Here is a 15,063-nt window from a genome sequence, read left to right as displayed (position 1 = left end):
CATTGTCACCGCAGAGAATCCCCGCATGCCCAACGCCGTTTCCCTCCTTCGCACCGCGCGCCTGGCGCGAAGCGCCAAACCCTTTCTGGCCCGCGGGGGCTTCAAGCGCGAGCGCTGCGCCGGCTGCCGGCTGGTGCCCAGCCACTGCATGTGCGCAGTGCGCCCGTCGGTAGCAACACGCGCGGGAGTGTGCCTGCTCATGGCCGACATCGAGCCGCTCAAGCCGACCAACACGGGTTGGCTGATTGCCGATGTGGTGGCCGATACCTTCGCCTTCGGCTGGATGCGCACCGACACCGACCCCGCGCTGCTGGCCTTGCTGAGCGATCCGCAATGGCAACCGTACGTGGTGTTCCCGGGGCAGTACGCGGCGCCCGAGCGGGTGGTCGCCAGTGTCTCGTCGCCCGACCCGGCCCGTGGCGGCACCGCAAAACGCCCGCTCTTCATCCTGTTCGACGGGACCTGGGCCGAGGCGCGCAAGATGTTCAGCAGGAGCCCTTACCTCGACCTGCTGCCCGTGCTGAGCCTGCAGCCGGAGCAGATCACGCAATACAAGCTGCGCCGCTCCGGCCGCGACGATCATTTCTGCACGAGCGAGGTGGCCGCGCTGTGCATGAACCTGGCGGGTGAACACGCCGCCGAGCAAACGCTGGAGGCCTACCTCGCGGTCTTCACGCACCACTACCTGAATGCGAAGAACCAGCAGCCCATTGCATGGGATGGGGCTGCGCATCAGCGGCTGCGCGAGCTGTCCGCTATGCCGCTTTCATGAATCGCTCCGGCCGCTGATGGGCGCATGCAGCGCCATCAGCCCGGCCACCCAATCGATGAACACGCGCAGCTTGGCGCTGACGTGCCGGTTCGGCGGAAACGCGATGTACAGCGGCATCGGGTCCAGCTGCCAGCCCTCGAACAGAGGTACCAGCTCGCCGTTCGCCAAGTGCGCCTTGGCCAAGTAGTCCGGCAGCCAAAGGATGCCGAGTCCGGCCAGGCCGGCCGCGAGGTAGGCATTGCCGTCGTCGACCGACAGCACGTAGCGGCCCTGCACCCCAATGTGCTCGCCATCGCGGCGCATGGCGTACGGAAAGGTCTTGCCGTTGCGCGACCACAGGAAGCCCACGATGCGGTGATGCGTGTCTTCCAGCTCCCTCGGGTGCGAGGGCGTGCCGGCGAGTTCCAGGTAGCTCGGCGCCGCATACACGCCAAGCTGCAGATCGCCCACGCGGCGCGCCATGAGCGACTGGTCGGTGAGTTCGCCGCCGCGCACCACGCAGTCCACGTTCTCGCCGATCAGGTCCACCATGCGATCGCTCACGCCCATGTCGAGCTGGATGTCGGGGTAGCGCGCGTGGAAGGCGGGCAGCGCCGGCACCAGGATCGTGCGCGCCAGCGGGCTGGGCACGTCCACGCGCAGCCGGCCCCTGGGCGATGCCGAGGCGCCCGAGAGGCTGGTCTCGGCATCGTCCATGTCGGCCAGCAGGCGCACCACGCGCTCGTAGTAGGCCGCGCCGTCGGCCGTGACGTTGACCTTGCGCGTCGTGCGGTTGAGCAGCTTCACGCGCAACCTCGCTTCGAGCTGCTGCACCAGCTGCGTCACGCTGGTCTTGCTCATGTGAAGCGTCTCGGCCGCCTTGGTGAAGCTGCCTGCTTCCACCACGCGGGCGAAAGCCTGCATTGCATCGAAACGGTCCATGGGTGCTGCTCCTGCGGATTCGCGGATTGTTTGGGTTCTGCAAACAGTGATTGTTGGCCTTGCCCGTTTATCCGGAAGGCGCGGCTCCCTAAAGTCCCTTCATCGTTATTTCTTCGAGAAGGCCATCCATCCATGACTCAGCGCGACGTCGTTTTTCCGCCCGGGCGCCAGGCGCTCTACGAAAAGAATCGCTACTCGCCGGCGATCCGGTCCAACGGTTTCCTGTTCGTGTCGGGGCAGGTCGGCAGCCGCCCCGATGGCTCGCCGGAGCCCGATCTGGAGGCGCAGGTCCGGCTGGCGTTCGAGAACCTGAATGCGATCCTTGCGGCGGCGAACTGCACGTTCGACGACGTGGTCGACGTCACGGTGTTCATCGTCGATCCGGAGTCGAACTTCGAGACGGTCTGGAAGGTGGTGCCGGAATACTGGGGCAGTGCGCCGCACCCGACGCTGACGGGGATCGGGGTGACGTGGCTCTACGGATTCAAGTTCGAGATCAAGGTGATTGCGAGGCTGCCGGAAAACGGTGAGGGCTGAGCCTGGCGCTCGCCATGGGCCGCACGGTTTCTGGAGACAATGGCCCCGCTCGAAGCCAAGCATGAGGGAATCAAGATGTCAGCTGACGACTGGTGGAAGTGCGGAATCGTCTATCAGGTCTACCCGCGTTCGTTCCAGGACAGCAACGGCGATGGCATCGGAGACCTCGACGGAATCCGCGCCCGGCTGGATCATCTGGTCTCGCTCGGCGTCGATGCCGTCTGGATCTCGCCGATCTATCCCTCGCCGATGGCCGACTTCGGCTACGACATCTCAGATTTCTGCGACATCGATCCGTGCTTCGGCACGCTCGATGGCTTCGATGCACTGGTGCAGGAGGCCCACGCGAAGGGGCTCAAGCTCATCCTGGACTTCGTGCCCAACCACACGTCGGACCGCCATCCGTGGTTCGTGCAAAGCCGCAGCGCACGCAGCGATCCGCGGCGCGACTGGTACATCTGGCGCGACCCGGCGCCCGACGGCGGGCCACCCAACAACTGGCTCGGCAATTTCGGCGGCCCCGCCTGGACCCTCGATGCGGTCACCGGCCAGTACTACGCTCATTCGTTCCTGAAGGAGCAGCCTGACCTCAACTGGCGCAACCCCGAAGTGCGCGCCGCGATGTACGAGGTGCTGCGCTTCTGGCTTCGGCGCGGCGTCGACGGATTCCGCGTCGACGTGCTCTCGCAGATCGTCAAGGATGCGCAGTTCCGCGACAACCCGCCGAATCCGGATTTCGTCGAAGGGCAGGACCCGTTCCTGCGCTTGACGATGCTTCACAACACGGACCTGCCGGAGGTGCAGCCGATCGTTGCCGAGATGCGCCGCGTGGTCGACGAGTTCAGCGATGCGCGCTTGTCGCGCGTGCTCATCGGCGAGCTCTACCTGCCGCTCGCGCGCCTGGTCGCCTACTACGGCCTCAACGCCATGGGCGTGCTCGAGGGCGTGCAGCTGCCCTTCAACTTCCAGCTGATCGGGACCGAGTGGCAGGCCGCGCGCATCGACCGCGTGGTGCGCGACTACGAAGCCGCCTTGCCCTCCGGCGCGCAGCCGAACTGGGTGCTGGGCAATCACGACAGGTCCCGCATTGCAAGCCGCGTCGGGCCACGGATGGCGCGGCTCGCGGCCATGCTGCTGCTCACGCTGCGTGGCACGCCGACGCTCTACTACGGCGACGAGATCGGCATGATGGACGTCCCCATTCCCGCCGACGAAGTGCAGGACCCGTTCGAGAAGAACAAGCCTGGCATGGGCCTGGGCCGCGACCCGGAGAGAACGCCCATGCAGTGGAGCGCCGCGGCGCACGCCGGCTTCACGACGGGAATCCCGTGGCTGCGCCTCGCATCCGATTGGCGCATGCACAACGTCGAAGCGCAGTCGCACGATCCGGACTCCATGCTGGCGCTCTACAGGCGCCTCATCGCGTTGCGCCGCGCGCAGCCTGCGCTGCACCGAGGCAGCTACGAAGCGCTCGAAGCCGGGGACGAGATGCTCGCTTATGCGCGCGAGAGCGAGGGACAGCGGCTGGTGGTGATACTGAACTTCGGCGCCACTCCGGCGCCCGTGCCGCCGGCGCTGGTGCCGCGCCAGCCGATCGTGCTGGCATCGACCGATCCTGTGCGCGCCGAATCGATCGAAGGGCCGCTGGTGCTGGCGCCTTGCGAAGGCGTCGTCATCGGCTCGGCGAACGACAAGGGCCCGACGACACGATGAAAAATCAAGGCTTGCCGGTCGGGATCTCGACGTAGCTGCGCGCATGCCAGCGCACGCGCACGGGCCACTTCGCGTCGGCAATGGTTTCCGAGTTCACGTCCTTGCCGCTGCCGTAGTTGACCTGCCGGTCGGGGCGCCTGTTGATGCCGATCACCAGCACGATGCGGCTGCCCGCCGCAAGCCTGCAAGCGGTGACACGCTCGGTGGTGAAGGCCAGCAGCTGACGCTCGCCGGCCCGAAGAAGCCGGCGGCGCACGCGATGGCCGGCGTAGCTGGCGCGGAAGTCGTAGGGGTCGAACAGCAGCTGGAATTCGCCGCTTGCCGTCTGCTCGTACAGCGAGATGTTGAAGTCCATGTCCTGCCGCGAGGGCGTGATGTCGAACACGCCGCGCAGGCTGCCGGCGATCTCGGTGTCCGCAGGCAGCGGGTCACTGACAAAGCTGATGCCGTTGCGCGTCGGCACTTCCTTCACGCGCAGAGCGTCGGGCCACGGCATGCTCACATCGCGCCGATCGGCGAGGTCGACCGAGAGCCGCGCGCTGCCACCGCCTTCGGAGGGCGACGGCAACAGGCGGTGCGGGGCGTCGCGCCCATCGGTGTCGAGATAGAGGCGCAGCCGGGTGCGCTCCGGCGCGTCCAGCGTCGGCACATGGCGCCACTGGTCCGCGTCCATCAGCTGGTAGTTGACGCGATCCAGCAGCAGAGCAGGCTTGTTCGCGCCCTTCAGAATGTGGTCGAGCCATTGGTAGCGCAGCTCGGGCAGGTCGACGCGCGCGACGGGGTCCAGCGTGTAGCCGCGCAGCGTTGGCGCCGTGCCGCGGCGGATCGAGGTCGCGTCGTAGGGGCCGAGCAGCAGCGTGGTGTCGGCCTGCGGCCGGTTGCGAAGATGCTCGTGGTGGAAGTAGAGCGCGCCGGCGTCGGCGCCGTAGTAGCCGGCGAAGCTGAGCACCGGGATGTCGATGCGCGCGAACTGCTCCGCCGACGGCAGGAACTTCTGCCAGTAGCGGTCGTGGCTCGGGTGCGTCAGCCAGGCTCGGATCAGCCTGCTGCGCTTGCCCAGCAGGACGCGGTCGATGTCCCAGTAGGGGCGATTGCCGCGATACCAGCGCGCGTCGAGTGCCTGCCATACCGCGTCCGGGCCGGCGTCGGCATCGATGCCGGCCTGCAGGGGCTCGGCATCCGCGTGCTCCTGCGCCCAGCGGACCATGGCGTTGCGGAAGATCTGTCCGGCCATCGGGAAGTCGATGCCCGGTGCCATCGGCGCGATGGTGGCGATGGCCTTGAGTGCCGCCGGCCTCCTGCGCGCGGCGGCCCACGCGGCGTAGCCGGAGTAGCCATCGCCGAGCATGGCAACGCGGCCGTCGCTCCACGCCTGCCGGGCGATCCAGTCGATGACGGCGGCGGCATCTTCGCCGTCGCGAATGAAGGGCCACACGGCGCCCTTGCCGTCGGGCGTGCGTCCGCGCACGTAGGCCGTGACGCCGACGTAGCCCCTGGCGGCGCTGCGCCTGGCGTCGTCCTCGGCCGGGTCGAGCGTGAAGCGCAGCAGCGTAGACAGCGCGCCATCCATGCGGCCGGGTCGGACCACGCTGGCATGGATGACGCCGCCCCGCACGGGAATCCTGACGTCGGCCTCCGCCACGTAGCGGCTGCCGTTTTGCGCGGCGAACAGTTCGGGCAGCAGCGCACTGAAGCTGCGGCGCGACTGGTACGAAAGCCAGGTTCGCACGAGCGCCAGGGCCTCGGCCTCCGGGAGGCTGCCCTTCGCGCGCCAGAGATCGAAGGCCTGGCGCAGCGGCTCCCTGTACGTGGCCGGCGGAATCTCGAGCCTCGCCATGATGGCCTGGGCCTGCGCGTTGTCGAGCGGCGACACCAGCTCATGGAACGAGCGCGCGTAGGCTTCGGCGAAGCCGAGGCGCCCGTCCGCCTCGAGCATGCGCGCATTCGCATAGATGCCATCGAGGATCGCACGCTCGACCAGGCCGTCGAAGGGCTTGCCCTGGCGCCGGTCGCGCAGGGCGCGGCTGCTGTCGTAGGCCGCACGGTAGGCGCCGCTGACGATCTGCAGGGCGGTGACGTTGGCCAGGAAGGAGTCGGTGTCCGCGTCCTGGTACACCGGCAGGATGCGCTCGGCCAAGTCCCGCATCAGGTCCGCCGCGGCGGCATCGTCCGGGTCGCGCGGCGGCCGGAAGCCGAAATCAGCCGCCCGCGACCCGGTGGGCCAGGCGGGCAGCGCAAGAGCCAGCCGCATGAGGGCGCGGCGCGCACGGCTGACGGTTGACACGGGGCGTCTCATGGTCGCTGCTCCTCGGGCACGGCGTGCGGCGCTTTGACCAGATGAACCACCTGCGTGAACAGCCGGTCGTGCGCCTCGCCGGCCGAGCCTATGTGAATGATGCCCGTGTGGGTGAGCTTGCCCAGCACGCCGATGATGAGTTCGAGCGTGTCGTCGTCGAATGCGCCGAAGGCCTCGTCCATCACCAGCCAGGGCGGCGCCTGCAGCACCACGCGGGCGAAGCCCAGCCGCAGCTGCTCGTCCATGCTGAGCTCGCTCTCCCAGCGGCCCGTCCTGTCGAGCAAGGCTTCCAGGCGCTGGAGGCCCACGCTCGCCAGCGCGGCCACCATGGCATCTCTGGGATAGGTCGTCGGCTCCATCGCATACGACAGCACCTCGGCCAGCGTGCCGCGGGGAATGTAGGGCGTGCCGCGCGGCATGTAGTGGATCGTCTCGCCGCCGGGCCGGCGCACGGTGCCCGAGCCCCAGGGCCACAGGCCCGCGAGCGAGCGGAACAGCAAGGTCTTCTCGGTGCCCGGCGTGCCGAGGATCAGCACGCGCTGGCCGCGCTGCACGACCAGGCCCGAGACGTTCAGCCGATCGTGGCCGCTCCAGGAGCGAACCTCCAGCGCTTCGACCGCGAGCGTCCCGCCTTCGCCCTCCTCATAGGCGATGCGACTGCCGCTCGCCCGTGCCTCCAGATCGGACGCCAGCATCCGGCGCAGGTCGGTGACGCGCAGCAGCGTGGCGCGCCAGTCGGCAATGATGCTGAAGTTGTCGACGAACCAGCGCAGCGACGATTGCGCCTGCGTGAAGGCCGCGGCAGCCATCATCAGGCCACCGAACGAAACCTTGCCCGAGAAATACAGCGGTGCGGCCACCAGCGTCGGCGCGATGATGGTGATCCAGCCGAAGCCCGCGGTGACCCAGGTCAGGTTGGTCAGCCCGAGCACCACGCGCGACGTGGCGCGCAGCACGTCGCCGAAATGCATGGCGACGCGACGCTTCTCATCGGCCTCGCCGCCGGCCAGGGAGATGCCGTCCAGATGCTCGTTGATGCGCGTCAGCGAGAAGCGCAGTTCGCCTTCACGCGCGTAGCGCTCGGCGTTGCGCGAGATCAGGCCGTTGCCGACCCAGTAGGTGACCAGCGAGCCGGCCACCGCATAGACAATCGCCGCCCACAACATGAAGCCCGGCAACACATGGTCCTGGCCGTCGAAGAAGATGCTGAAGTCCTTGGAGAGCACCCACAGCACGCTCGCGAAGCTGCCGAACAGCATCGTGGCCTGCAGCAGGCCCACGCCGAGGGTGACCGACAGATCGCACAGCTTCAGCGTGTCGTCGTGCATGCGCTGATCCGGATGGGCACCCATCGGGCCGCTGGCCTGGAGCCAGAACGCCCGGCGCGGCTGCAGCCACAGGCCCACGAGGTCACTGACTACCGCCTCGCGCAGCTTCAGCTGCAGGGTTTCGCCGAGCCACCGCTGCGCGACGTTCAGGACCAGCAGCACGCCCGCAATCACCGCGAAGACGCCGACCTGCACGATGAATTCGCTCAGGTCGCGGCGCGAGATCGCGTCGTAGAACGGCTTGTTCCAGCTGTTGAGCTCGATCTGCCCATACGCCGTGAGCGCGACGACCACGACGATGGCGCCCATCAGCGCCACAAGCGTTTTCGCGACGGGGGATACGCGCAAGGCGCCAAGCAGCTCGCCGACCTGGCGGAAGACGCCGGCCCTTGCAGCCGGTTCGACAGGGTCGCCTGGCCTTGCGTTCATCGTTACCGCGGCGCCTGAGAGACGGCGAGCGCGATGCGGCGCGCCGAGACACACGAAATGAACGCAGCGTGGCTCCAGGCCAGTTGCTTAGCCGAGGTCTGCGCGCCGCTGTTCTGATCGAACTGTTCCGACAGATCACCGCCGGCCGGCGTGTACGCGCGCACGGTGGCGAGGTAGGCGTCGCCGCGCTCCATCCACTGGTTCCCATGGCGTGCATCGCCGCCCAGCGCCGCGGCGCGAAAACAGAACTCGGCGGCGCCGAGCGTCGAGAAGTAATACGCGCCGCCCGAGCAGTACACGTCGCCGGCGTACCGGCCCATCGCCGTGCCACGGCCGGCGGCACCGCCGTGGTTGATCGGATAGGCCGCATCGAACAGTGCGTCGAGCCGCGCCAGCGTGGCCTGCATGCGCACATCGGCCGGGCTGTGCGCGGCCTCGGTGCCGAGGCTGTGGATCACCGACAGAATCACCGCGATGTCCAGCGCCTTCGGACTGGGCCGGCCATCGGTCAGCTCGCGCGAACGGTAGTAGCCGCGCGTCGCGCCTCCCTCATCGACCCAGTAGCCATCGAGCAGGCGCAGCACGGCCTTCGATTCTTCCCGGCAGCGCCGCGCCTGCGCCGCGTCGCCCAGGCCCTCCAGCCATGCCGCGCCTTCGGCCAGCGCGGCTGCCGAGACGCGCAACGTGTAGTAGTGATGGCCGCTTTCCTCCTCCCAGATGTCGAACGACGGCTCGCGCCAGTGGCGCAGCGTGAAGCCGAGGTCGAAGCGGATCAGCGGCGCGACCTCGGCCAGCAGGGCCGCGTCGAGGTGCCCGCCGGCCACCCAGCGCAGCAGCGCCAGCGCACGCAGCGGTGGCCCGTCGTGCTGGGGGCGCGCCCAGCGCAGGACATCGAGTGTGCCGTCGGGGTTCACCCGCGTCTCGGCGGCGACTGCATCGCCGTGGACGCTCGCGAGCTCATGGTCCTCTCGCAGGTACTGCAGGAGTTCGGGGGGCACGCGCGCCCTGCGGTCCTGCACCGCGGCAATCGCGCGGCCGTCGAGTTCGTTCAAGGCAAGGCTGAAGCGGATGAAGTCGCGCAGATGCTGCAGGGCTTCGGCGCCGATGCGTCGCTCGACGTAGAGCAGGCGCAGCGCATCGATGACGACAGCGGAGTCCCGGAACCAATGGAAGAAGTAGTCCGGGTCAGGGTCGTAATTGCCGAGCACGGGCGAGGCGACGATGGCGCCGGCGACCGGTCGTATGGTCTGGCCGAAGCCTGGGCGATGCTTGACGATCGACACCGGCGAGATGCTGGACAGCATCGCGCTCGCCGAATGGGAGAGCTGCCCGTCGAGCCAGGACTCGAACGCCGGGTCTTGCCGACTCGCCATGCCGACAGTCACAGTGCGGACGACCCGAGATGCGGGCTGCTGAAGTCCAGGCGGCGCAGCCCGGCTTGCACTTCGGGCACGCTCATGAACAGCTTCCACAGAAGACCCGTGCGATGGTTCTCCATCATCACGACGATCGGGCCCTGGTCGATGGCAAGAAAGGTGTTTGCGAACCAGCCACGCGCCTCGCAGAACGCATCGACGAAGCCGTAGTCCCGCCACACGCGCGTGCCATGCACGGTGAGGAAATGCCGCAGCACCTGCATCGCCTCGGCCGGCGCATACGGCAGGCTGGCCAGTGCGGCCGTCGGCGAGATGGTGCCGTTGTCGTTGTTCGGATCGTGCGCGAGATAGCCGTCGGGGTCGTCGCTGGCGGTCAGGCCCCAGCACGATTCGCCGTAGCCCGGGTAGCCCTTGGGATTGGCGATGCAGTGCGCGCGGTTGATCCGTACGTGGCGGGTGTTCAGGTCCCAGTAGTCGGCGTAGCGATCTTTCAGGCCGTGCGGATCGAGGCCGCAGAACGAGTAATGCGTGAAGAACAGCGGGCCGCCGTACGCCGAGCCCAGCGGCATCTCGATGCCGTAGTACTGCTTGCCGTTGAGGAAGTCGGGCCCGGAAGCGTAGCCGCGGTGGTAGACCCGCGGATCGATCGCATGGCTCGGCGAGGCCGCGGCCAGGAAGTAGGTGATGAGGCACTCGTTCCAGCCATGCACCTCATGGTTCATCGCCCAGCCGTGGTTCGGGCTCCAGTGCCAGTACAGAACATCCTGCCCGCCATGGGTGAACCAGTCCCACTCGACCTCGTGCCACAGCGTGTCGAAGTCGGCGCGCAGCCGGCGCGCCATGGCCGTGTCATCGTTGAAGTACTGGCGCGCACAGAGCAGACCCATGCAGAGGAACGAGGTCTCGACCAGATCGCCCGCGTCATCCTTCGGGCTCATCGGGATCGTCGCGCCGCTCGCCCCGTCCATGAAGTGCGGGAAGGCGCCGTGGTAACGCCTGGCGCGGAAGAGGGCGTCGCGCATGCGCCCCAGGCGCTCCAGCGCTGCGTCTCGCGTGACCCAGCCGCGCTCCACCGCGACGATCAGGGCCATGATGCCGAAGCCCGTGCCGCCGATCGCGACCCTCTCGTCGGCCAGGTCTTCGCCCGTGGCGCCGACGAGCGTGCGGCGGTCGAGAGCCAGGCCGCTGGCGGCATCCGCACCGTCCCAGAAATAGCGGAAGGTCTGCCGCTGCACGGCGTCGATCAAGGCTTCATCGGGCAGGGCAGCCAGTGCCCTCGGGTTCCTGTCATCCTTCTGCACGAACGGCTCCTTTCGTTGTCGCCCCGGGTGTCGCGTTTGGTTTTTACTGAATCATCGGCGCCACGCGGCCGACGGCTCCCCCGCAGCATGCCATCATTAGGGCCCCTGGGTTCTATTCGAAATCCCTGATGATGAGTCGCATCGATTCCCTCATGGCCCGGATGACGCTGGCCGAAAAACTGGGTCAACTGACGATGACCGCCTCCAGCTACACGGTCACCGGACCGGTGCTTGCGGGAGACTCCACGCAGTCGATCATCGACGGCACCGTCGGCAACCTGCTGAACATGGTCGGTGCCGGCCCCACGCACGAGATGCAGCGGCTGGCCGTCGAGAAGTCCCGGCTCGGCATTCCGCTGCTGATCGGCCTGGACATCATCCATGGCCATCGCACGCTCTTTCCGATCCCGCTCGCGGAGGCCGGCACCTTCGACGACGAGCTATGGGAGCGCACGGCGCGCGAGGCCGCGCGCGAAGGCGCTGCCGAAGGCCTGGCGATGACCTTCGCGCCGATGCTCGACGTATCGCGCGATCCCCGCTGGGGCCGCACCGCGGAAGGACCCGGCGAAGACCCCTGGCTCAACGCGCGCATCGCGCAGGCCAAGGTGCGCGGCTTCCAGGGCACGGACCTGTCGTCGGCCGAATCGCTGGCCGCCTGTGCGAAGCATTTCGTCGCGTACGGCGGCGTCGCCGCGGGGCGGGAGTACGCCGCCGTGGACATCTCCGAGCGCACCTTGCGCGAAGTGCATCTGCCGGGTTTCGCGGCGGCCGTACGCGCCGGCGTCGCGACGCTGATGCCCGCCTTCACCGATCTCAACGGCGTGCCGATGACGGCGCACATTCCCTTGCTGCGCGACTGGCTGCGCGGCGAGATGGGCTTCGACGGCGTCATCGTCAGCGACTACAACGCGATCGCGGAATTGATCAAGCACGGCGTTGCCGCCGATCTCGTCGATGCCGCGGTGCTGGCGCTGAAGGCCGGCGTCGACATCGACATGATGGCCGACGCATACCGCAAGGGCCTGCCGCTCGCGCTCGAGCAGGGGCGGGTGACGATCGAAGAGATCGACGCCAGCGTGCGCCGCGTGCTGCGGCTCAAGGAGCAGCTCGGCCTGTTCGACGACCCCTATCGCCGCGGCGCGACACCGGAGCCCGCGGTGGTTGTCGCCGAGCGACGCGCCGTGGCCCGCGACGCCGCGCGCAAGGCCATCGTCATGCTGAAGAACGAGCGTGACACCTTGCCCTTGCCTGCGGCGGCCAAGGCGCTGTGCGTCCTCGGCCCGCTGGCTGACGCGAACACCGAGATGAAAGGCCCGTGGTGGGGTGCCGGCGAACACGAGCCGGCCGTCAGCGTGCTTGCCGGCTTGCGCGCCGCACTGCCGCAGACCGACATACGCCACGCACCGGGCGTCGCCATCGAGAGCGACGACGACAGCGGCATCGAAGCTGCTGTCGCGCTGTGCGAGGGCGCCGACGCCGTTTTGCTGTGCCTGGGCGAGTGCGCCACGATGAGCGGCGAGGCGGCGAGCCGCGCCACGCCCGCGCTTCCCGGTCGGCAGCAGGCTCTGGCCGAAGCGGTGACGGCCCGTGCACGCGCGCTCGGCATCCCCGTCGTCGCGATCCTGTTTTCGGGGCGTCCGCTCGTCGTCCCGTGGCTGTCCGAACACGTCGATGCGCTGCTGGCTGCGTGGTTCCTCGGCGTCGAAGCCGGCCATGCGATCGCCGATGTGGTCACAGGCCGGGCATCGCCCGGCGGCCGCACGCCGATGAGCTGGCCGCGCGCCGTCGGGCAGGTGCCGATCCACTTCGGCCAGCGACCCACCGGTCGACCGATGAATCCCGCCGACTACTTCACGAGCAAGTACCAAGACGTCGACAACACGCCGCTGTATGCCTTCGGCCACGGCCTGACCTACGGCCGGTTCAGCTACGACGAGCTCCAGGTCGAGCCGCGGCGCGTGCGCGAGCAGGACGCGCTGAAGATCAGCGTCAGGCTGAGCAACGTCGGCGTGCGCGAGGCTGAAGAGACCGTCTTCCTGTTCGTGCGCGGCAAGGTGAGCCGTGTCACCCGGCCGCTGCTGGAACTCAAGGGCTACGCGAAGCTGCGATTGATGCCCGGCGAAGCCGGCGCGGTCGAACTGGAGTTGCCGGCGGCCGAGCTGCGCTACCTCGGACCGGACCTGCAGCCCTTGTTCGAGGCGGGCGAGGTGGAGATCCTTGTCGGGCCGAGTGCGGAGCAATCGGTGTTGCTGCGTCGGACCGTTGAATTGGGTTGAAACCTCCGCCGTTCCACAAGGAGTTTCGATGAACTCGATGCCATCAAAGTCTGCACGAGCCTTGCCGGCGACCGCAACGGGCGCACACGCCATCGGTACGGCCGCATTGGGCTCCATCCTGATTGGTGCTGTGGCCCTCGGTGCCCTGGCCGTCGGAGCCCTGTCCATCGGTCGACTCTTTGTGGGCCGTGCTCGAATCCGCCGGCTGGAGATTGACGAGCTTGTGGTGCGCCGCATTCGAGTTATTGAACAGCTCACGCCGCCGCCTACGTCGAAGCCCGATAGCGTCCTCAACGATTCGAAGGCAATTGTCGAGTTCGTGAAGACGCGGGCCGAGACGTCAAAGTCAAAATAGCCACGAGGCGGCTACCGGCCAGAACCTGACACTCACAACTTCGCCACCCTTCGCCCATCAACAGCCATATGGGCAAGCCACATATGTTCGGTGCGAAGGTCATTGCTAGAGACATCGGTAGTCGGACAACGGCCGCCTAGTTGACCCAGAACTACTGACCTCACTTTCGCATCATGAGGCTTTGTCTTTTCCGGCGAAGGATCCAGCCCGGCCACTATCTTTTGACCATGCTCACTAAGCCCTTATGCGCCGCCGTGCTATTCGCCTGTCATCTGTTCCTGCTGGGTAGCGTCACACAATCCCGGGACCCGTGCGCCGCTACTCAAGACTTCGTTTACCCCCTAGCCACTCCTTTATTGATCCTGGGATCAATCGGGTGGCTGGGGGTGTCCTCTTGGTGCCTTCCCTTTTGCGGGCGCTGGCCAAGTCGCCTTGCCTATGTCGTCCTGTATGCGATCACTTCGATATTGCTAGCAATCGGCGTCTTGATTGGGGCATTACATATCGTTTTGAGATACGAACACCTGATGTCGTTTCTGTTGGAACGAGATTGCTATGGTGATGCCATCCCGTCAATGCTGAGCATGACCGTGGTGAGCGCGATCGCGATGTTTCTTGGATTGTTGAGCATCGACCGTGCGGTGTTGGCTCTTCAAATCCGTCGTCGTAAATCTGTCAGAGCAGATTGATATTAAGGCCGTCCAACGTCGGTCGCGCCGAACGCGAGGGTGCTTGATTGAAGTCTTATAGACAAGAAGATCGTATTGGGCTCACTCACGACCGCAGAGGGACAGCCTACAGTCGGTCACTTACAGACGTTGACGACGGTTGCTCCGGCTGCCTAGTAGGATTTTGATGAAAGTTTTCGACCTTTATGCTCGCGTCTATGTGGCTGCCAGCGGCGGCTGGAAGGCCACCTTCCTGGGGACCATCTGTAGTGAAGCGGAACCGGTTCAGACGGTGATGGGGCCAGAGAACTACTACTGGGTCGAGTTCGATGAACCTCAGGAAGATGTATCGGGGCCTGACCTTTATCGGAAGGCCCAAATTCTGAGCTGCTATCTGGAGTCGGTGTAGTGTCGGTGCAGGGCCGCATCCGGCCATCAGGAGACATTGCTTGAGTGAATCGTTTCTTATCCTCAGTCGCCGATTTGGCGGCGACATTCGCGACCCATCTGACGGCGACTTGGAAGACGCCCTCAAACAGGTCTTCATCGAAGACCATCCTCAGCTGACAGAAGCCGACTACGAGGAGCATCGTGGCGCCTTCCTTCGCTTCGGAAGCGACGAGGGGCCGATGTTCGTTGTCTACGTCTACCGCCACGGAGATGTCGTGCTCGAACAGTGGACTGATGCGGACTACGAGGACGAGCTTGTCCCCGCTTTGCACCTGCATCGCGTGACCTTTGACGATGCGCTGCGACTCTGGAAACTGGCACGGGACAAGAACATTTCAGGCCTGCGTCAAGAACCGTGGGTTCAGAGTTGAAGCAACCGTGAACGTCGGCTTTGGAGAAAGCTCAATGTCTCTTGTGGGCCCACAAGAGACATAGCAGCATCTCTGAAGAAGTCATTCAATTTGCGGAGGCCTCCGCCTGACACTGGCTGCCCGCCTGAAGAAAACGGCGATGGCCAGCAGTCCCGCAAAGGCACCTCCTTCGAGCCATGCCTCGCCCAGACGGCCATCGATCGCCGCCTCCGCAGGGCTTGCCTGTCCTGACCTGTAGGTCACCCAGACATCGTCAGCCAAGTGTTACGT

At 66.6% G+C, this 15,063-nt stretch carries 13 protein-coding genes; 8 read left to right on the top strand and 5 right to left on the bottom strand.

What is annotated here, in order from left to right:
- Positions 1 to 25: 25 nt before the first annotated feature.
- On the top strand, positions 26 to 772 hold the full coding sequence (locus ACEOAB_RS17770; RefSeq protein WP_413749449.1) for a tRNA-uridine aminocarboxypropyltransferase: 747 nt from the start codon (positions 26 to 28) through the stop codon (positions 770 to 772).
- On the opposite strand, the gene ACEOAB_RS17765 is transcribed toward ACEOAB_RS17770, so the two are convergent.
- On the bottom strand, positions 767 to 1,693 hold the full coding sequence (locus ACEOAB_RS17765) for a LysR family transcriptional regulator (RefSeq protein ID WP_413749450.1): 927 nt from the start codon (positions 1,691 to 1,693) through the stop codon (positions 767 to 769). The genes ACEOAB_RS17770 and ACEOAB_RS17765 overlap by 6 nt on opposite strands.
- 132 nt (positions 1,694 to 1,825) lie before the next feature.
- Here ACEOAB_RS17765 and ACEOAB_RS17760 point away from each other — a divergent pair, with 132 nt between their 5' ends.
- Together ACEOAB_RS17760 and ACEOAB_RS17755 are read left to right on the top strand one after the other, a co-directional pair.
- Positions 1,826 to 2,230 carry a RidA family protein gene (locus ACEOAB_RS17760; protein ID WP_413749451.1) on the top strand — a complete coding sequence of 135 codons (405 nt, stop codon included), beginning with the start codon at positions 1,826 to 1,828 and terminating at the stop codon, positions 2,228 to 2,230.
- 75 nt (positions 2,231 to 2,305) lie between these two features.
- Positions 2,306 to 3,943, top strand: coding sequence for an alpha-amylase family glycosyl hydrolase (locus ACEOAB_RS17755; protein WP_413749452.1), 1,638 nt, complete (start codon positions 2,306 to 2,308; stop codon positions 3,941 to 3,943).
- A 4-nt stretch (positions 3,944 to 3,947) separates the two neighbouring features.
- Here the strand turns inward: ACEOAB_RS17755 and ACEOAB_RS17750 are convergent, their stop codons facing one another.
- The 4 genes from ACEOAB_RS17750 to ACEOAB_RS17735 are packed head-to-tail and all read right to left on the bottom strand — an operon-like array spanning position 3,948 to position 10,673.
- Positions 3,948 to 6,227, bottom strand: a complete 2,280-nt coding sequence (locus ACEOAB_RS17750; protein ID WP_495653011.1) for a CocE/NonD family hydrolase — start codon at positions 6,225 to 6,227, stop codon at positions 3,948 to 3,950.
- An 8-nt stretch (positions 6,228 to 6,235) separates the two neighbouring features.
- Positions 6,236 to 7,996 (bottom strand): ABC transporter ATP-binding protein/permease, encoded by a 1,761-nt coding sequence (locus ACEOAB_RS17745; protein WP_413750338.1) that lies wholly within the window; start codon positions 7,994 to 7,996, stop codon positions 6,236 to 6,238.
- A gap of 2 nt (positions 7,997 to 7,998) precedes the next feature.
- Entirely contained in the window at positions 7,999 to 9,369 is a 1,371-nt protein-coding gene (locus ACEOAB_RS17740; protein WP_413750339.1) for a glycoside hydrolase family 15 protein, read from the bottom strand.
- 8 nt (positions 9,370 to 9,377) lie between these two features.
- Positions 9,378 to 10,673: a glucoamylase family protein gene (locus ACEOAB_RS17735; protein ID WP_413750340.1), complete on the bottom strand. Its 1,296-nt coding sequence runs from the start codon at positions 10,671 to 10,673 to the stop codon at positions 9,378 to 9,380.
- A 128-nt stretch (positions 10,674 to 10,801) separates the two neighbouring features.
- On the opposite strand from ACEOAB_RS17735, the gene ACEOAB_RS17730 reads away from it, so the two are divergent.
- The 5 genes from ACEOAB_RS17730 (at position 10,802) to ACEOAB_RS17710 (ending at position 14,793) form a co-directional block, all read left to right on the top strand.
- A complete protein-coding gene (locus tag ACEOAB_RS17730) occupies positions 10,802 to 12,949 on the top strand; it encodes a glycoside hydrolase family 3 N-terminal domain-containing protein (protein WP_413750341.1) in 2,148 nt (715 codons plus the stop codon).
- A gap of 28 nt (positions 12,950 to 12,977) precedes the next feature.
- Positions 12,978 to 13,304, top strand: a complete 327-nt coding sequence (locus ACEOAB_RS17725; protein ID WP_200955417.1) for a LapA family protein — start codon at positions 12,978 to 12,980, stop codon at positions 13,302 to 13,304.
- 227 nt (positions 13,305 to 13,531) lie between these two features.
- On the top strand, positions 13,532 to 13,993 hold the full coding sequence (locus tag ACEOAB_RS17720) for a hypothetical protein (protein WP_157610076.1): 462 nt from the start codon (positions 13,532 to 13,534) through the stop codon (positions 13,991 to 13,993).
- 166 nt (positions 13,994 to 14,159) lie between these two features.
- Positions 14,160 to 14,381 (top strand): hypothetical protein, encoded by a 222-nt coding sequence (locus ACEOAB_RS17715; protein WP_056591677.1) that lies wholly within the window; start codon positions 14,160 to 14,162, stop codon positions 14,379 to 14,381.
- Between the two features lie 40 nt (positions 14,382 to 14,421).
- Complete coding sequence (locus tag ACEOAB_RS17710; protein WP_413750342.1) at positions 14,422 to 14,793, top strand: hypothetical protein; 372 nt, start codon at positions 14,422 to 14,424, stop codon at positions 14,791 to 14,793.
- Positions 14,794 to 15,063: the final 270 nt, after the last annotated feature.

Source organism: Variovorax sp. Varisp53 (genome assembly GCF_059491555.1).
Note: the sequence above shows the minus strand (reverse complement) of the source record. Positions and strands in the feature narration are given on the sequence as shown.